This is a genomic window from Cedecea sp. AS113, from assembly GCF_037152415.1.
GTDB lineage: Bacteria > Pseudomonadota > Gammaproteobacteria > Enterobacterales > Enterobacteriaceae > Cedecea.
Map to the genome: position 1 here is coordinate 110326 of NZ_JBBCMI010000007.1, position 17115 is coordinate 127440.

Here is a 17115-nt window from a genome sequence, read left to right on the forward strand (position 1 = left end):
ATTCTCTTCGCCTCAAAAAAGCAAAGGATATGAACTTTTGGCTTGCCCAAACGCCTAAAAACCACGTTTTTTGGGCGTTTGTCTCTAAACTAAAGCCCCGCCCGCTGGGCGAGGCCTGTAGGTCGAAGAAGCTTAGTGGCCCGGGAAAGGCACCAGGCAGAAGCTTTTCACGCCCATGTTTTCCAGACGCTGCTCGCCGCCGAGGTCAAACAGGTTGATAACGAAAGCGGCATCAGTCACTTCCCCACCGAGGCGGCGAATCAGTTTCACCGTCGCTTCAATGGTCCCGCCTGTAGCCAGCAGATCGTCCACGACCAGCACTTTATCGCCCGGTTTGATGGCATCTACGTGGATTTCAAGGCTGTCGGTGCCGTATTCCAGCTCGTAGCTTTCGGCGATGGTTTCGCGCGGCAACTTACGAGGTTTGCGCACGGGAATGAACCCCACGCCCAGCTCCAGCGCAACCGGAGCACCAAACAGGAAGCCACGGGCCTCGGTGCCCACCACTTTGGTGATACCGGCGTCTTTGAAACGAGAAACTAACAGCGCAATGCTGGTGGCATATGCTTTCGGATCTTCCAGCAAGCTGGTCACGTCACGGAACAGAATTCCTGGTTTTGGGTAATCAGGAACGCTTTTAATGCTGTTTTTGAGATATTCAAGCTGCTGCGCAGTCGCGGTCATCGGTTTATGCCTGCTAAAAACATGATACTAAACAGAGTACCTGTGGGTTCAAATGTGAACCACTGGTTAACGGTTAACCAGCTGTACCCGTGCTCGAAAACGCTCGAATTTACTGGCTGGACGCGACAATTGCAACAGCTTCTGCTGCGGTTTATCGCTTTTGTTGCGCTTCATCAACCACCGGAATGCGCCACATAAAGATCAACAGCGCACAAAGTATCACCAGCAGCAAAATTCTAACCCACACTATCTTCACCAGCCATAGCGAAAGCGCGAAGGTGGCAAGAATAAACAGGATAGCTTTTGGCTTAGATCCGCGGGGCATCGCGCGGTGCGTTTGCCAGTGCCGCAGATAGCTGCCAAACCATGAACGGTACAGCAGCCAGTGGTGAAAACGCGGCGACGAGCGGGCAAAACACCACGCGGCCAGCAGCAAAAATGGCGTGGTCGGCAACAGCGGTAATATCACGCCCAGCGTCGCAAGCACTACCGCCAGCCAGCCGATGATGAGTAGAATAAGACGCTTCATGCTGTAACCTCTGACAATCCCTGGAGAGCCATTCTGTGAAAACCGCTTCGCTGTTACAAGCCCTGGAAACCCGGGTCGCCGAGCTGGCCGCCGCCGTTGAGCCGGTCGCCCTGCTTCGGGCAAGCCAGGCGCGCTTCGACCGCAAGCTTTTCCATACCCACAGCACGCAGCTGAAAGACTATCTCCAGGAAGCTCAGGCTAATCTCGCCCAGCTTCAGCTTAGCGTCAGCCACGGTAAAACGGACCAGGTGGCATTTATCGCCGAAAAGCTGGTGGCACAGATTGCCGCGCTACAGCGGGAATTGGCCACCGCGCATTTACGCCAAAGCGAGCCGCAGCAAAAGGTGCAGGAAAACCTGTACGAAAAACTGGCTACCCATCAGGATTACGAACGCAGGCTGCTGGCGATGGTGAGCGATAGAGAAAGCCAGCTTTCCCTGCAAACCACGCTTGCTGGCCAGCAAAAGCTTCAGCGAGAACTGGCCGCGCTGGAAGGCCGCCTGCAGCGCTGTCGTCAGGCGCTGACCCGCATAGAAAAAGCCATTGAAAGACGCGAACGCGGGCTGAGTTAACCCCAACTAAGGAGCAAGAATGTCGCTGGATAACGCCCCGGACGAGGTCAAACTGGCCGTCGATTTAATCATGCTGCTGGAGCAGCACCAGATCCCAACGGACACCGCCCTCGCGGCGCTGGACATTGTCCGTCAGGATTTTCTGCGTAAGCAGCGGGAAGCACAAACGCCTCCCGCCGGCGATTAAGGCTGGCTGGTCGGCGGCGGCAGACCGCCGTTTTTGCCTAAATCACGCTTCACTTCCGTTAGTTCATCGCCTTTTTCATTGTGCAGATGCACTTCAAGCTGGTTAAAGGCGATGTTGATATTGTTTTCACGGCACAGTCTGTCAATGGCGCGGTTCAGCTCATCCACGGTAATGCTGCGGTCGCGTAGTTCACGGACATACAGGCGCAGTTCATGGTCAAGCGTGCTGGCGCCAAACGTGGTGAAGTACACCGCTGGTTCCGGGTCGTGCATCACTCTCGGATGTTCCATCGCCGCCTTCAGCAAGATCGCTTTCACTTTATCGAGATCGGATCCATACGCCACGCCGAGCTTGATCACCACGCGGGTGATCGTGTCCGTCAGCGACCAGTTGATCAGTCGTTCGGTCACAAACGCTTTGTTCGGAATGATCACTTCTTTACGGTCAAAGTCGGTGATTGTCGTCGCACGGATGCGGATCTTACTGACGCTACCGGAGAATGTCCCGATGGTAACGGTATCGCCGATGCGGACCGGGCGTTCAAACAGGATGATCAGGCCGGAAACGAAGTTACCGAAGATCTCTTGCAAACCAAAGCCCAGGCCCACCGACAGTGCCGCCGCCAGCCACTGCAGTTTGTCCCACGACACGCCCAGCGAGCCAAACACCGTCATCGCTCCAATCACGATAATGGCGTAGTTGAGGATGGTCGTAATGGCGTAAGAGGCGCCCTGGCGCATTTTCAGCCGCGACAGAACCAGCACTTCCAGCAGGCCCGGCAAGTTTCGAATCAGCGCCCAGGCGACCATCGTCGCCACTATCGCGAACAAGATGCTGCCCATCGTAACGTTTTTCATCACCGTGGCGCCGGCTTCGCTGCCGGTGTAATGCCACAGCACGATGCTGTCGAGATAGGCAAAGACGGTAATTAAATCCGACCAGATGGCGTAGAACACCACGCCGAACAGGGCGAACATCAGCAGCATGGTCAAACGCATGGTTTGCTGGTTGATCTGATCCAGCGCCAGCGGCGGCTCTTCGACCGGCTCTGCGCCCTCTGCCCCCTCTTTAACCATATTCTGGCGGCGAGCCAGCGCGCGGCGGTAGGCAATACGGCGTGCCGCAACGCTCAGACCACGAATCACCGTCTGGTGAATCAGGTTCCAGATAATGACCAGATAAACTGTGTCTATCCAGCGATTAGCCAGGCGCAGCGTGGTATAGAAATAGCCGGTTGCGGTCAGCACCAGCAGCGCGACCGGCACAATGGAGAGCACCGTAATGGTCAGCAGCCGCATCGGATGGGACTCTTTGTCCCGCCAGTTGTCGCGGCACATCGGGATAACCAGCGCGGTGATCAGCAGTAGGTTAAGGAGGATCATAAACTGCCCGAGCACATCGTCCATCAGGTTCAGCGGTGACATCTCGCCGACGACAGACCAGAACAGCAGCGGCAGCAAGGCAAAGCTGATGCGCACGATTTGGCGGCGATAATGACGGGTCAGGTGCTCCGGCATGTTAAACCAGATCACGGCCAGACCGCGGCTGCTCAGAATGCGCCAGGCCATGCCAAACACCAGCCAGAACAGCGCCAGCTCTTTGGCAAACGCCCACAGCAGCTCACTGATATTGAGCTGCATAAACAGCAATACCAGCCCCACCGAGAGAATGGCCATCGTCAGCGGCAGCACTTTCAGGAAGTTGAGCAAAATCGCCTTAGGCGTGTTGAGCTGGGTATCCGTGCGCAGCTGCCCGACCTCCGAGGCCAGCTTAGCCAGCTGCCTGTCGATCCACTTGTAGCGCCAGCGCAGCAGCCCGGCCAGCAGCATTAACGGCAGCGCGGTGAACAGCGACATAAACAGCCCGTCCAGCACTTTGTGCCAGCTGATATCCAGCTTCATGCCTTTGATTTGGTCGTGCAGCGCGCCCGGGAAGGATTTGATCCACTCCCAGTTCATCGGTTTGTTACTGTTCACCCAAAAGATTTGCTGGGTAAGCATTTTCTTCAAGCTGCTGCTGACGCTCATCAGCTGCTGTTGGTTAATCTGCAGGTTAATCGCCATCATCAGCTGGTTGCCCAGCTGCTTGTTGAGCTGGTCCAGCAGCTCACGACGCATGTCCACCACCTGCATCAGCGCGTCGTGAACTTCGTCGTTAACCTCGTTTTTATGCCCTTCGACAATCTTGTCGACGTAGCTGTCGCTTTGGAACAGCGCATCACGCTGCTGGTTGATGTCGAACTGCTCCAGGCGCAGGTCGGCGATGCGGTTGGTGAGGTCTTCCAGGTCGTCGGCTGACGGCAGCGTTTGCTGCTGCTGATAAAGAATGCGCGACAGCAAAAGGCTGCCCTTCAGCACCGAGATTTGTTCTTTCAGATTACGCTCGGACTGTAGCGCACGATCGAGCCAGTTTTTAACGCGGATATTCCGCTGAACCAGCTCATTCCCGCTTTGAGTGGCGTTAATCAGCCGCTGGCTGAGCTGGTGGTTAACGTCCAGTTCCTGACGCACCAGCGGGTTATTTTGCACCGCGCTGGCATCGGCGTCGTCTGGCGTGACGGCTTCCTGAGCCGTTTTTTCCGTCAGCGTTAAACGCTTACTGTTAACCGCTTCCTGCAGCAGTTGAAGCGTGTGCTCAAGCTGCCCGATATTGGCGTTGGTGTAATCGCGCTGTTTTTGCAGCGCATCCTGCAAGACAGTGTTGCCTTCCAGGCTTTTCCGCTGTTGCTCAATTTGGGTATTCAACAGCGCCTGCTGCACCAGCAGCAAGTTTTGCTGGCTTGGACGGAGAGTGGCTTCCCCCGGCGTGGTGCCGTTCAGCCTGTTACGTACCTGCAGAAGCTGCTGAGAGGCGCTATACATGGCATTCTGCACGCGCTCAGGCTGGGTTTGCAGCGACACCAGCTGACTGTTCAGCGTGGATAAATCGTTGTTGGCCGACTGCAGCTGATCCAGCACGCCGGTCAGCCGGGCTTCCAGTTGACGAAGGGAAAGCGAACCCAGCGTTTTACGCGTCGCTTCGTCATCGGCTGGCGTGCTCAGCGAATTCAGCGCGTCGGTCGCCTGCTTCAGCTTGTCCGGTGCCTGGGCAACCGTGGTTTTAAGCTGTGCCGTTTCCTGCTTCACGCGGTCGAGCTTGTCCAGCATCTCAAGCGTTTCGGTGAGATCTTTCTGGGTAAGCTTATCGTCCGGCGTCAGCGTTTTTTGCTTATTCAGCGAGTCCAGCTGCGACTGCACCTCTGCCTTTGTAGGCAAATCGCCATTGCCTGCCGCCGCCTGGGCCACAGAAAAAGGCAACAGGACGGAAACACACAAAAACAGGAAAAGAATCAATGCGGAACGGGAAGTCCGCGACAGAGCGTTGGGCTGGGTAGTCATGGTTGAGTCATTACGGTGCTGCGCATGTGAGTGCCAGCTAAAAGTAAAAGGCCACGGAAGACGCGCAGAATAACACGGCTTCAGGGCGCAGAATAGCAATCGCCCTCGGAGGAATCTCAAATGATTTATCGGGTGAATGGCAGCCGAAAGTTACGCCGGTTTGTTCAGCGTGGGGCTAAGCTGGAACATCTCCAGCAGGACGGCGACAAAGTCTGGCGCTTTAGCATGTAAATCAAAGGTTTCCGGAGCCACCAGCCAGTTCTCAATCAGCCCGGTAATGTAGCTGCGCATCAGCGTGACGGCGAGGGAAAGGCGCAGGCCTGCAGGGAGTTTTCCGGCGTCGATACAGCGCTGTAAAGCGGCTTCGATACGCTCATTTCCTTCCATATAAAGCGTGCGTCTGGCCTGCTGCAAAACTTCGAGTTCGCCCACAAACTCGCACTTGTGGAAAATGATTTCGGTCATCAGGCGCCGGCGCTCTTCTGTCACCGTTGCCTGTAGGATATAAATGAGTAATTCTCTTATCACCGAGAGTGGATCGTCTGGATATTTTGCCCGATACTCAATCTCTAAGTCACCAATACTGGATTCGGTTAGCTCCCAGATCTCACTAAACAATTCCGACTTATTTTTGAAATGCCAGTAAATTGCACCACGAGTTACCCCGGCAGCCTGCGCGATATCCGCTAGCGAAGTCGCAGAGACGCCCTGTTGTGAAAACAGGCGAATCGCAACGTCGAGGATGTGCTGGCGGGTTTCAAGCGCCTGAGCTTTAGTTTTTCGTGCCATAAGTGAGTGAATTTACTTTAGTCAGATTTACATACATTTGTGAACGTATGTACCATAGCACGACGATAATATAAACACAGCAATGGGTTTGTGGACATTTGATCCATTGAACAACTTTGAAATCGGACACTCGAGGTTTACATATGAACAAAAACAGAGGGTTTACGCCTCTGGCGGCCGTTCTGATGCTCTCAGGCAGCTTAGCGCTTACAGGATGTAACGAGAAAGAGACTCAGCAGAGTGCGCCGCACGCCCCGGAAGTGGGTGTAGTGACTCTGAAAAGCGCGCCATTGCAGATTACTACTGAGCTTCCAGGACGCACCAACGCCTTCCGCATCGCAGAAGTTCGTCCTCAGGTTAGCGGCATTATTCTGAAGCGTAACTTCACTGAAGGGAGCGACATTCAGGCCGGTGTTTCGCTGTATCAGATCGATCCTGCCACCTATCAGGCTGCCTACGACAGCGCGAAAGGCGACCTGGCGAAAGCCCAGTCCAGCGCGAATCTTGCACAGCTGACCGTCAAACGTTACCAGAAACTGCTGGGCACCAAGTACATCAGCCAGTCTGACTACGATACGGCTGCGGCAACCGCACAGCAGGCAAACGCTGACGTCGTCGCAGCAAAAGCCGCAGTGGAAACTGCTCGTATCAACCTGGCCTACACCAAAGTCACTTCACCTATCAGCGGCCGCATCGGGAAATCCGCGGTCACCGAAGGTGCGCTGGTTACCAGCGGGCAAACCACCGCCCTCGCCACCGTCCAGCAGCTTGACCCGATTTATGTGGATGTGACCCAATCCAGCGATGACTTCCTGCGCCTGAAGCAGGAGCTGGCCGACGGCAAACTGAAACAGGAAAACGGTAAAGCGAAAGTCCAGCTGACGATGAACAACGGCGTTGCCTACCCTCAGGAAGGCTCGCTGGAATTCTCTGAAGTGACCGTTGACCAGACCACCGGGTCTATCACCCTGCGCGCTATCTTCCCTAACCCGGACAAAACCCTGCTGCCAGGAATGTTTGTTCGCGCCAAACTGGAAGAAGGCGTTAACCCGAATGCCATCCTGGTTCCGCAGCAGGGGGTAACTCGTACTCCACGCGGTGATGCTTCAGCGATGGTTGTTGGGAAGGATGACAAAGTTGAAGTTCGCCAGCTGCAAACCAGCCAGGCGATCGGCGACAAATGGCTGGTTACCGATGGGTTACAAACAGGCGATCGCGTGATTGTTACCGGCCTACAGAAAGTAAAACCGGGTGTTCAGGTAAAAGCGCAGGAAGTTGCGGAAGACAATAAAGGCCAACAGCAACCCGCCGCAGGCGCGCAGTCAGAACAACCGAAGTCTTAACTTAAACAGGAGCCGTTAAGACATGTCTAAGTTTTTTATCGATCGCCCCATCTTTGCCTGGGTAATCGCCATCATTATTATGTTGGCGGGTGCGCTTGCGATCATGAAATTGCCTATCGCGCAGTATCCTACGATCGCGCCACCGGCAATTCAGATCTCAGCTAACTACCCGGGTGCAGATGCGAAAACGGTACAGGATTCAGTAACCCAGGTTATCGAACAGAATATGAACGGTATCGATGGCCTGTTATACATGTCCTCTACCAGTGATTCCTCTGGTACCGTTCAAATCACCATCACCTTCGATTCCGGCACCGATGCCGATATCGCACAGGTTCAGGTGCAGAACAAACTGCAATTGGCTATGCCGCTGCTGCCGCAGGAAGTACAGCAGCAAGGGGTTAGCGTTGAGAAGTCCTCAAGCAGCTTCCTGATGGTACTGGGTATGATCAGCACCGACGGTTCAATGAACCAGCAGGATATTGCAGACTACGTTGGCGCAACCATTAAAGACCCGGTCAGCCGTACCCACGGTGTCGGTGACGTTCAGCTGTTTGGTGCTCAGTACGCGATGCGTATCTGGATGGATCCGAACAAACTGAACAACTACCAGCTGACGCCGGTGGATGTGATCAACGCTATCAAGGCACAAAACGCCCAGGTAGCAGCGGGCCAGCTCGGTGGGACTCCGCCGGTCAAAGGTCAGCAGTTGAACGCCTCCATCATTGCGCAAACCCGTCTGAAATCAGCAGAAGAGTTCAGCAAAATCCTGATGAAAGTGAATCAGGATGGATCTCGCGTACTGCTGAAAGACGTGGCAAAAGTTGAGCTGGGCGGCGAAAGCTATGACGTTATCGCTCGCTATAACGGCCAGCCTGCTGCCGGTCTGGGTGTAAAACTGGCGACAGGTGCTAACGCCCTGGATACCGCCGAAGCGGTACGCGCCACGGTAGAAAAACTTCAGCCTTACTTCCCGGCAGGCCTGAAAGTTGTATATCCGTACGACACCACGCCGTTCGTTAAAATCTCCATTAACGAAGTGGTGAAAACGCTGGTCGAAGCTATCGTGCTGGTGTTCCTGGTTATGTATCTGTTCCTGCAGAACTTCCGGGCAACGCTGATTCCAACCATTGCGGTACCGGTGGTACTGCTGGGCACGTTCGCTATCCTTGCCACCTTTGGCTACTCGATAAACACCCTGACGATGTTCGGCATGGTGCTGGCGATAGGCCTGTTGGTGGATGACGCCATCGTTGTGGTTGAGAACGTCGAGCGCGTGATGGTGGAAGATGGACTGCCACCGAAGGAAGCCACGCGTAAATCCATGGGTCAGATTCAGGGCGCACTGGTCGGTATCGCGATGGTACTGTCTGCAGTGTTTGTCCCAATGGCCTTCTTCGGCGGCTCTACCGGTGCCATCTATCGTCAGTTCTCGATTACTATCGTTTCGGCGATGGTGCTGTCGGTACTGGTCGCGATGATCCTGACTCCTGCACTCTGTGCAACCATGCTTAAGCCAATCCCGAAAGGTCATCACGATGACAAGAAAGGGTTCTTCGGCTGGTTCAACAGAATGTTCGACAAGAGCACGCACCACTACACCGACAGCGTCGGTAACATTCTGCGCAGCACCGGCCGCTATCTGGTGGTGTATTTGCTGATTGTTGTCGGCATGGCAGTTCTGTTTGTTCGTCTGCCAAGCTCGTTCCTGCCGGACGAGGACCAGGGCGTGCTGTTAGCCATGGCGCAGCTGCCTGCGGGGGCAACCCAGGAACGTACGCAGAAAGTGCTGGATGAAGTCACGGATTACTTCCTGACGAAAGAGAAAGCCAACGTTAACTCAGTGTTTACCGTTAACGGCTTCGGCTTCTCCGGTCGTGGTCAGAATACCGGTCTGGCGTTCGTGTCGCTTAAAGACTGGAGTGAGCGCTCTGGAGAAGAGAACAAAGTTCCGGCTATTGCAGGCCGTGCGATGGGCACCTTCTCGCAGATTAAAGATGCAATGGTCTTTGCCTTTAACCTGCCGGCGATTGTCGAGCTGGGTACCGCAACCGGCTTTGACTTCCAGCTGATTGACCAGGCAAACCTTGGCCACGAGCAGCTCACTCAGGCTCGTAACCAGCTGTTCGGCATGATTGCCCAGCACCCTGACCTGCTGGTTGGCGTGCGTCCGAACGGTCTGGAAGATACACCGCAGTTCAAAATCGATATCGATCAGGAAAAAGCACAGGCGCTGGGGGTATCCATCAGCGATATCAATACCACGCTGGGCGCAGCCTGGGGCGGCAGCTACGTCAATGACTTCATCGACCGTGGCCGCGTGAAGAAAGTGTACGTCATGGCCGAAGCGCCATACCGTATGCTGCCAAGCGACATCGGTAACTGGTACGTGCGTGGCTCTTCCGGCCAGATGGTACCGTTCTCCGCGTTCTCTACCTCACGCTGGGAATACGGTTCACCGCGTCTGGAACGTTACAATGGCTTACCGTCCATGGAAATTCTTGGCCAGGCAGCACCGGGTAAAAGTACCGGTGAAGCAATGGACATGATGGAACAGCTTGCGTCGAAATTGCCAACCGGCATTGGCTTTGACTGGACGGGCATGTCCTACCAGGAACGCCTGTCCGGCAACCAGGCCCCTGCCCTGTACGCCATCTCGCTGATTGTGGTCTTCCTGTGTCTGGCGGCGCTGTATGAGAGCTGGTCAATTCCGTTCTCGGTCATGCTGGTTGTTCCGCTTGGCGTATTCGGTGCCCTGCTGGCGGCAACGATGCGTGGCCTCACCAACGACGTTTACTTCCAGGTTGGCCTGCTAACAACCATTGGTTTGTCGGCGAAGAACGCGATACTTATCGTTGAATTCGCCAAAGATCTGATGGAGAAAGAAGGCAAAGGTCTGATTGAAGCGACGCTGGAAGCCGTGCGTATGCGTCTGCGTCCGATTCTGATGACTTCTCTGGCGTTTATCCTCGGGGTAATGCCGCTGGTTATCAGTACCGGTGCGGGCAGTGGCGCGCAGAACGCCGTAGGTACCGGTGTAATGGGCGGTATGGTGACCGCGACCGTGCTGGCTATCTTCTTCGTGCCGGTGTTCTTCGTGGTGGTACGCCGCCGCTTTAGCCGCAAGAGTGAAGATATTGAACATGCGCATGCGGTAGAGCATCACCAGTAAGCCGTTCAATCACATAACAAAAGGCCGCCTAATGCGGCCTTTTTTATGAATACAGAAACCGGTTTCAGTATTGTTAATTCAGATTTCTTATTTCCACATTCACTTCTCTCTTCCGCATTATCTTCAACATAAATGCCGCCTCATTTCGGAAATAATAACGCTTAAATGCTCGTTAATCCATGATTAACGAAACAACAAAAACCGAAGTGTTACATTTATTTGGGAATATTCTTACAAATTAACGCCTGATTTTTAGCCGGATACAGAATAGTCTTATAGATGGATTAACCAGCTGAAAGTTATAAATATTACCGATTATGGGTTAATGACTGCCTGAGAATTTAAGTTAAAATTCATACTAAAGTTTTAATTCACATTTAGTAACGTATTCTCCTTTTTTAACTTAATTGTAATTTTTCGTTAGAGCCGCATGAAATCCAGGCAATATTGATTTATAGTTACAGCACATGTAATAATCGTGGCAACAGTTCTTCACCTCTTCAGGTGTGTCCACCCCAACCCGTTGTGTTTATCATTTGGTTTACCGATAAAAGGGGCAGCACTATGGACGAATACTCACCAAAGCGGCACGACATCGCGCAGCTTAAGTTCCTCTGTGAGAGTCTGTATCACGATTGTCTGACCAATCTTGGTGAGAGCAATCATGGGTGGGTTAATGATCCTACGTCGGCCATTAATCTGCAGTTGAATGAATTGATTGAGCACATTGCAGCATCGGCGCTTAATTATAAGATTAAGTATCCAGATGAGAGCAAATTGATTGAACAGATTGATGAATACCTGGACGATACTTTCATGTTATTTAGCAATTACGGCATTAACGCACAGGACTTGCAGCGGTGGCGTAAATCAGGGAATCGCTTGTTCAGATGTTTCATCAGTGAGAGTCGCGCTAACCCAGTAAGCCACTCGTTCTAAAAATATTAAAATACTTAAGGCGAATTTATGACTACCAAGCTCACTAAGACCGATTATTTGATGCGCCTGCGGCGTTGTCAGACAATTGATACGCTGGAACGCGTAATAGAAAAAAATAAATATGAATTATCAGATAATGAACTGGCGGTATTTTATTCAGCAGCCGACCACCGTCTTGCAGAACTGACGATGAATAAACTGTATGATAAAATCCCACCCTCAGTGTGGAAATTTATTCGTTAATAGCTGTCTTATTAAATAATATTTAAAATCACATTTTATCTTCTGTTATTGTCTGGTTTGTCTCAGTCGATGTTACACAGGTTTGGATTAACGCCCGTTAACCAGCCAGCGAAATACCGCCAGCACTCCTCAACGCTAACCTTCCGCGCCGCAGTCTGCGACGTGAGGTCCATCACGCTCGGGGAACGATACCCACTCTTTTCTTCCGAAATTCAGGTAGCCTTGCAGGCCACTGAAGAGGGAACCCGTGATGAGTGAAGAAAAGCGTAAAATGATTGCCGGAGAGCTATACCGGCCTGGAGACGAAACCCTGCAGCTGGAGAGCCACAAAGCACGCCAACTGCTGCATCGCTACAACCAAAGTTCGCCGGACGAACAGGCGTACCGCGATGAGATCCTCGCCGAGCTGCTTGGCCAGAGCGAAGGGGCTTACATCGAACCCACTTTCCGCTGCGACTATGGCTACAACATCTACCTGGGTAAAAACTTCTACGCCAATTTTGAATGCGTCATGCTGGACCCTTGTCCTATTCGCATTGGTGACAACTGTATGCTGGCACCTGGCGTTCATATTTATACCGCGACCCATCCCCTGGATGCAGAAACACGAAATAGCGGCGTCGAACTTGGCAAGCCGGTGACAATTGGCAATAACGTCTGGATTGGCGGACGCGCGGTTATTAATCCGGGCGTCACCATTGGTGATAATGTGGTGGTGGGTTCAGGCTCGGTAGTGACCAGAGATATTCCAGCCAACTGCGTTGTGGTGGGTAACCCGGCCCGTATCATTAAGACACTTTAAGTCGGTCAGGCTTGTTAACTGTTATGGTTATTTTTGGCTTATCTGTTACTTTTTTGCCTGGTCCCTGGTTCTTAAAATAGTCTGGCCACGCGTACAACCGAAACAGAGAACTTAGAAGGCACACCATGTCAGAAATTCAGCGCCTGCTTACCAATACCATCGAACATCTGAATGAAACTGAAAAGCGCGATAACCGCCCGCGCTTCAGTATCAGTTTTATCCGCAAGCATCCCGGATTATTTATCGGCATGTATATCGGCTGGTTTGCCACAATGTGGGTAATGCTGGAATCAGAAACCCTGGCGGGCTCAGTATGGCTGCTGGTCGTGCTGTTCGCGCTGATGAACGCGTTTTTCTTCTTTGACGTCAACCCTCGCTACCGCTACAGCGATATTGACGTTCTCGACCTGCGCGTTTGCTATAACGGCGAATGGTACAACACCCGCAACGTGCCCACGGCGCTGATCGATGAAATTCTTAACTCCCCAGGCGTGGATGAAGAGCAAAAATCTTTGTTGCACAAAATGCTCAACCGCAAAGGGGAACTGTCGTTTTATGATGTCTTCTCACTCACCCGCCAGCAACCTGCGGGTGAGCGATAACCGCTAGCGACGTTTCTTCCGTCCCTGCACCGCTTTAAAACGCGGATTAGATTTGCAAATCACATACAGCCGCCCCTTACGCTTCACAATCTGGCAATCGGGGTGGCGCTGTTTTGCACTGCGAAGTGAATTCAATACCTGCATTTCTTAAGACTCCTTCCCGCCAAAGAACTTGCCAAAACGCTGCTGGAAGCGCGCCGGGCCGCCTTCATTGACGAAGACTTTCTGTTTGCCGGTGTAATGAGGATGTGAAGCAGAAGAGACTTCGATCGTCACGTAGGGGTAAGTCACCCCGTCCAGCTCAATCTCGCGGTCGGTTTTGATCGTCGAGCCCACTTTAAAATATTCATTTACGCTGGTGTCGTGAAACACCACGGTCCGGTAAAACGGATGGATATCGCGCTGCATAAAAATCGTTCCGATATGTTATAACGTAACAATAAAATAAAAGATGATTGGGCAAATTGCAAGCGGGGTTTCAACGGGAAGGTAGGCCAAAAAGAAACGGGCACCGCCTGGGTGCCCGCTGTGATTAGAGTTTAAATCCGGCGACTACACGCTCAAGCTGAGTGGATTGTTCCGCCATAGAATGCGAGGCGGAAGAGACTTCCTGGACCAGCGCGGCGTTCTGCTGCGTGGTGCTATCCAGCTGATTAATCGCCAGATTCACCTGCTCAATGCCGGTGCTCTGCTCGCGGCTGGAAGACATAATTTCGGCCATCAGCGTCGTCACGTTACGCACGCCCTGAGTCAGCTCTTCCATGGTGCTGCCAGCCTGATTAACCAGCTCAGTCCCCAGATTCACATTGCTCACCGAATTTTCGATCAGCGCTTTAATTTCCCGTGCCGATTGCGCAGAGCGCTGAGCCAGGCTGCGAACCTCAGAAGCCACAACCGCAAAACCTCTGCCCTGCTCACCGGCTCGGGCGGCCTCAACAGCGGCGTTGAGCGCCAGGATATTGGTCTGGAAAGCGATGCTGTCAATCACGCTGATAATATCCACCACTTTGCCGGAAGAAGTCTGAATAGCATTCATCGTGCTGACGACCTGCTTCACCACTTCTCCCCCTTTCACCGCCACGCTGGACGCTTCGCGCGCCAGCTCGTTGGCGTGGGCGGCGTTGTCGGCATTCTGGCGAACGGTGCTGGTCAGCTCCTCCATCGAGGCCGCCGTTTGCTCAATCGAACTGGCCTGATCTTCGGTGCGGGCGGACAGATCCTGGTTGCCCGTCGCAATCTGATGAGAGGCCGAAGAAATGGCCCTGGCGCTATCCCCAACCTGCCGCAGCATGGTTTGCAGGTAACTAATCACGCCGTTAAAACTGTCGATAATGGCGTTAAATTCCGGGCTGCTGGTGGGCTCAAGGCGCTGCGTCAGATCAGCACCACCGGCAGACAGGCGGCTGATGTTGTGGTTAAGATCGCCCAGGCGGCGCATCATGTTGCGAACAAACAGCACCAGGATCCCGAGCAAAACGATCGCCATCGGGATCTGCACCATGCCAAGGCGCAGCAGAATCGCGTCCGTTTGTTTGGTCAGCAGCGCAGTTGGCAGGTCAACCGCCAGAATCCACGGGCTGCCTTTTACCGTCTGTAAAATAACGGTGTGCGAAGTGCCGTCGTTATCGTATTCATTCTCACCGCTCTGGCTGGCATTGAAACCGGGCAACATTCCCTGAACCGCTTTCGCCATTGGCAGCGAGCCGCTCAGCTCAGAAAGATTTTTTAAGCCCGCCGTTTTGCCAATCTGATCCGCGTTGCCGACGACTTTCCCGTCGGCTTCGATGATCAGCACCTGGCCTTTCACCGCCTCGCTCATCTGTTTGGCCAGTTGATTAAAGAAGCCCAGCGTCACGTCGATGGTTGCCACGCCCCACGGCTGCCCCTCTTTGGTAATCGCCATGGCGCAGTTAGTTCGCGGCTGCGGGCTGGCGTCATCCTGGTAGGCGTTTGCCCAGGCACATTGCCCTGCCGGAGAAGCCAGCCCGGCTTTGTACCACACCTGCTCGTAGTAGTTAGGCGCGGCATCCGAGTTCCAGTAGGTATTTTCTTCAAGTTTATTGCTGCCGTTGCGGGCAAAGAAAGTGCTGAACTTATTGCGCCCCGCCTCGCGTTTTTCCGGCAGAGGCCAGATGCCGCCGCCAAACACGTTCACATCCTGGTACTGATCCACCAGCGTCGGTAATAACTTATTGATATCATCGCTTTGCATTGCAGCCACGGACTGGGTAATGCTGCGCATCTGCGCCTGTACCCGGTTCATCTGCTCGGTAATATTGACCGCCACGTTATCCACTTCGAAGCGAATCAGCTGGGTTTCGTTGCGCTTCAGCTGCGGCGTCACAAAAAAGTGAATCACCAGCGAAGTGACCGTAATTAACAACATGAAAAACAAACATAAAGAGGTAATAAATCGGGATTGTGTAGTTTTTAGCATGATGAAGACACCTGGGGGTAGAAAGCGAAACGCTTAGCAACCTCTTCGGCATAAAACCCATAAACTTAACTGCCGCCATAACTTAACTGCTCGTTAACTATTTCTAAATGTAATTAAGCCTCAGTGAAATCCATAAGTTACCCCTATTCATTGAAATATTTTGCAATGATTAGACTTTTCTCGTTTCCGCAAATGCTTAGAACCCCACCGGGTCATACCTTAGAAGATAACAATATTGGGCGAGGTTTTTTGATTGCGGCAAGGTAAGCGCTAACGCTACCCGACCGTATCCAGAAGGACATTGCCATGATGCTGTGCCGCTGTTGTGCCGAACTCAAACCGACCGCCTTTTCTAAGACTTTATTGACCGGAGTAAACTATGAGCACCAATCCAGGCCTGGCACTGCCGATTCTTGACCTTTCCCAACTGAGCGGCAGTGAAACTGACCGTTCAGCCTTCCTCAGCCAGCTGCGCTACGCCGCGCGAGAAATTGGCTTTTTCTACCTGATCAACCACGGTATCAGCCCTGACCTGCAGCAGGCGGTCCAGGACGAAGCCCGCAGCTTCTTTGCCCTCCCCGACGATGAAAAACAGCAGGTGGCGATGATCCATTCGCCGCATTTCCGTGGCTACAACCGCGCCGCCAGCGAACTTACCCGCGGCCAGCCCGACTGGCGCGAACAGTTTGACCTCGGCGCAGAACGCCAGGCATTGCCGCCGGATGAATATGCCCCGGCGTGGCGTCGCCTGCAGGGGCCAAACCTCTGGCCGACCGCCAGGCCAGAACTCAAGCCCACGCTTTTACGGTGGCAAAGCGAAATGACCGCGGTAGCGTTAAAACTGCTGCGCACCTTTGCCGAAGCCCTTAGCCTGCCGGCCGATGCCTTTGACGACCTTTACGGCAACCTGCCCAACGAACACATCAAACTGATTCGCTATCCTGGGCAGTCTGCCACGCAGAGCAGCCAGGGCGTGGGCGCTCACAAAGACTCCGGCTTCCTGAGCTTCCTGCTGCAGGACGAGAAAAAAGGCCTGCAGGTCGAAGTCTCGCCGGACAACTGGGTCGATGCCCAGCCGCTGCCGGGCAGCTTTGTGGTCAATATTGGCGAACTGCTGGAGCTGGCCACCAACGGCTACCTGCGCGCTACCGTTCACCGCGTAGTTTCTCCTCCTCAGGATGAAGAACGCCTGTCCATCGCCTTCTTCCTCGGCGCACAGCTCAACGCCGTGGTGCCGGTTTATCAGCTCCCGGAATCGCTGGCCCGCGAAGCCCTGGGGCCAGAAAGCGACCCGCAAAACCCGCTGCTGCGCGACGTGGGCTGGAACTATCTGAAAGGCCGCCTGCGCTCACACCCTGACGTGGCGGAGCGTTATTACCCGGATGTCCTTCGTAACAGCAGTGAACTGATCGCTTAATAACACATTAAAACAAAAGGAA

The 17115-nt window shown here is 53.6% G+C and carries 16 protein-coding genes; 9 read left to right on the forward strand and 7 right to left on the reverse strand.

All coding sequences use genetic code 11. The features are described from left to right. Positions 1–132: 132 nt before the first annotated feature. On the reverse strand, positions 133–684 hold the full coding sequence (gene apt, locus WFN87_RS10550; RefSeq protein ID WP_008460281.1) for an adenine phosphoribosyltransferase: 552 nt from the start codon (positions 682–684) through the stop codon (positions 133–135). A gap of 151 nt (positions 685–835) precedes the next feature. Continuing rightward, positions 836–1213, reverse strand: a complete 378-nt coding sequence (locus WFN87_RS10555; protein WP_166990606.1) for a DUF454 family protein — start codon at positions 1211–1213, stop codon at positions 836–838. Between the two features lie 35 nt (positions 1214–1248). On the opposite strand from WFN87_RS10555, the gene priC reads away from it, so the two are divergent. Both priC and rsmS read left to right on the forward strand, forming a co-directional pair. Beyond that, a complete protein-coding gene (gene priC / locus WFN87_RS10560) occupies positions 1249–1785 on the forward strand; it encodes a primosomal replication protein PriC (RefSeq protein ID WP_008460286.1) in 537 nt (178 codons plus the stop codon). A gap of 19 nt (positions 1786–1804) precedes the next feature. Continuing rightward, a complete protein-coding gene (gene rsmS, locus WFN87_RS10565; RefSeq protein ID WP_008460289.1) occupies positions 1805–1972 on the forward strand; it encodes a pleiotropic regulatory protein RsmS in 168 nt (55 codons plus the stop codon). Here rsmS and mscK read toward each other — a convergent pair. Together mscK and acrR are read right to left on the reverse strand one after the other, a co-directional pair. After that, a complete protein-coding gene (gene mscK / locus WFN87_RS10570) occupies positions 1969–5349 on the reverse strand; it encodes a mechanosensitive channel MscK (RefSeq protein WP_336982021.1) in 3381 nt (1126 codons plus the stop codon). The genes rsmS and mscK overlap by 4 nt on opposite strands. Before the next feature lie 150 nt (positions 5350–5499). After that, positions 5500–6138 (reverse strand): multidrug efflux transporter transcriptional repressor AcrR, encoded by a 639-nt coding sequence (acrR, locus tag WFN87_RS10575; protein WP_008460292.1) that lies wholly within the window; start codon positions 6136–6138, stop codon positions 5500–5502. Between the two features lie 143 nt (positions 6139–6281). Between acrR and WFN87_RS10580 the strand changes: the two genes are divergently transcribed. From WFN87_RS10580 to WFN87_RS10605, 6 genes are all read left to right on the forward strand, one after another. After that, on the forward strand, positions 6282–7481 hold the full coding sequence (locus tag WFN87_RS10580) for an efflux RND transporter periplasmic adaptor subunit (protein ID WP_166871834.1): 1200 nt from the start codon (positions 6282–6284) through the stop codon (positions 7479–7481). 22 nt (positions 7482–7503) lie between these two features. Continuing rightward, positions 7504–10653 carry a multidrug efflux RND transporter permease subunit AcrB gene (gene acrB / locus WFN87_RS10585; protein ID WP_166990600.1) on the forward strand — a complete coding sequence of 1050 codons (3150 nt, stop codon included), beginning with the start codon at positions 7504–7506 and terminating at the stop codon, positions 10651–10653. Positions 10654–11217: 564 nt separating this feature from the next. Further along, positions 11218–11592 (forward strand): Hha toxicity modulator TomB, encoded by a 375-nt coding sequence (gene tomB, locus WFN87_RS10590; protein WP_008460297.1) that lies wholly within the window; start codon positions 11218–11220, stop codon positions 11590–11592. A 27-nt stretch (positions 11593–11619) separates the two neighbouring features. After that, a complete protein-coding gene (locus WFN87_RS10595) occupies positions 11620–11835 on the forward strand; it encodes an HHA domain-containing protein (RefSeq protein WP_008460299.1) in 216 nt (71 codons plus the stop codon). Between the two features lie 250 nt (positions 11836–12085). After that, a complete protein-coding gene (gene maa, locus WFN87_RS10600; protein ID WP_008460300.1) occupies positions 12086–12637 on the forward strand; it encodes a maltose O-acetyltransferase in 552 nt (183 codons plus the stop codon). Between the two features lie 125 nt (positions 12638–12762). Continuing rightward, a complete protein-coding gene (locus WFN87_RS10605; RefSeq protein WP_008460303.1) occupies positions 12763–13239 on the forward strand; it encodes a YlaC family protein in 477 nt (158 codons plus the stop codon). A gap of 3 nt (positions 13240–13242) precedes the next feature. Here WFN87_RS10605 and ykgO read toward each other — a convergent pair whose 3' ends face one another. The 3 genes from ykgO to WFN87_RS10620 form a co-directional block, all read right to left on the reverse strand. Next, the gene (gene ykgO, locus WFN87_RS10610; RefSeq protein WP_003859006.1) at positions 13243–13383 is read right to left on the reverse strand and encodes a type B 50S ribosomal protein L36; all 141 of its coding nucleotides are present in this window, start codon (positions 13381–13383) and stop codon (positions 13243–13245) included. A gap of 3 nt (positions 13384–13386) precedes the next feature. Next, positions 13387–13647 (reverse strand): type B 50S ribosomal protein L31, encoded by a 261-nt coding sequence (locus tag WFN87_RS10615; RefSeq protein WP_008460319.1) that lies wholly within the window; start codon positions 13645–13647, stop codon positions 13387–13389. A gap of 124 nt (positions 13648–13771) precedes the next feature. Beyond that, positions 13772–15676, reverse strand: a complete 1905-nt coding sequence (locus tag WFN87_RS10620) for a methyl-accepting chemotaxis protein (protein WP_336982015.1) — start codon at positions 15674–15676, stop codon at positions 13772–13774. A 379-nt stretch (positions 15677–16055) separates the two neighbouring features. On the opposite strand from WFN87_RS10620, the gene WFN87_RS10625 reads away from it, so the two are divergent. Further along, a complete protein-coding gene (locus tag WFN87_RS10625; RefSeq protein ID WP_336819167.1) occupies positions 16056–17093 on the forward strand; it encodes an isopenicillin N synthase family dioxygenase in 1038 nt (345 codons plus the stop codon). The last annotated feature ends 22 nt before the right edge of the window (positions 17094–17115 follow it).

What these genes read in the sequence shown, in the direction of transcription:
- apt (WP_008460281.1), bottom strand. Translation starts at nt 684, where the DNA reads ATGACCGCGACTGCGCAGCAGCTTGAATATCTCAAAAACAGCATTAAA.
- WFN87_RS10555 (WP_166990606.1), bottom strand. Translation starts at nt 1,213, where the DNA reads ATGAAGCGTCTTATTCTACTCATCATCGGCTGGCTGGCGGTAGTGCTT.
- rsmS (WP_008460289.1), top strand. Translation starts at nt 1,805, where the DNA reads ATGTCGCTGGATAACGCCCCGGACGAGGTCAAACTGGCCGTCGATTTA.
- mscK (WP_336982021.1), bottom strand. Translation starts at nt 5,349, where the DNA reads ATGACTACCCAGCCCAACGCTCTGTCGCGGACTTCCCGTTCCGCATTG.
- acrR (WP_008460292.1), bottom strand. Translation starts at nt 6,138, where the DNA reads ATGGCACGAAAAACTAAAGCTCAGGCGCTTGAAACCCGCCAGCACATC.
- WFN87_RS10580 (WP_166871834.1), top strand. Translation starts at nt 6,282, where the DNA reads ATGAACAAAAACAGAGGGTTTACGCCTCTGGCGGCCGTTCTGATGCTC.
- acrB (WP_166990600.1), top strand. Translation starts at nt 7,504, where the DNA reads ATGTCTAAGTTTTTTATCGATCGCCCCATCTTTGCCTGGGTAATCGCC.
- tomB (WP_008460297.1), top strand. Translation starts at nt 11,218, where the DNA reads ATGGACGAATACTCACCAAAGCGGCACGACATCGCGCAGCTTAAGTTC.
- WFN87_RS10595 (WP_008460299.1), top strand. Translation starts at nt 11,620, where the DNA reads ATGACTACCAAGCTCACTAAGACCGATTATTTGATGCGCCTGCGGCGT.
- maa (WP_008460300.1), top strand. Translation starts at nt 12,086, where the DNA reads ATGAGTGAAGAAAAGCGTAAAATGATTGCCGGAGAGCTATACCGGCCT.
- WFN87_RS10605 (WP_008460303.1), top strand. Translation starts at nt 12,763, where the DNA reads ATGTCAGAAATTCAGCGCCTGCTTACCAATACCATCGAACATCTGAAT.
- ykgO (WP_003859006.1), bottom strand. Translation starts at nt 13,383, where the DNA reads ATGCAGGTATTGAATTCACTTCGCAGTGCAAAACAGCGCCACCCCGAT.
- WFN87_RS10615 (WP_008460319.1), bottom strand. Translation starts at nt 13,647, where the DNA reads ATGCAGCGCGATATCCATCCGTTTTACCGGACCGTGGTGTTTCACGAC.
- WFN87_RS10620 (WP_336982015.1), bottom strand. Translation starts at nt 15,676, where the DNA reads ATGCTAAAAACTACACAATCCCGATTTATTACCTCTTTATGTTTGTTT.
- WFN87_RS10625 (WP_336819167.1), top strand. Translation starts at nt 16,056, where the DNA reads ATGAGCACCAATCCAGGCCTGGCACTGCCGATTCTTGACCTTTCCCAA.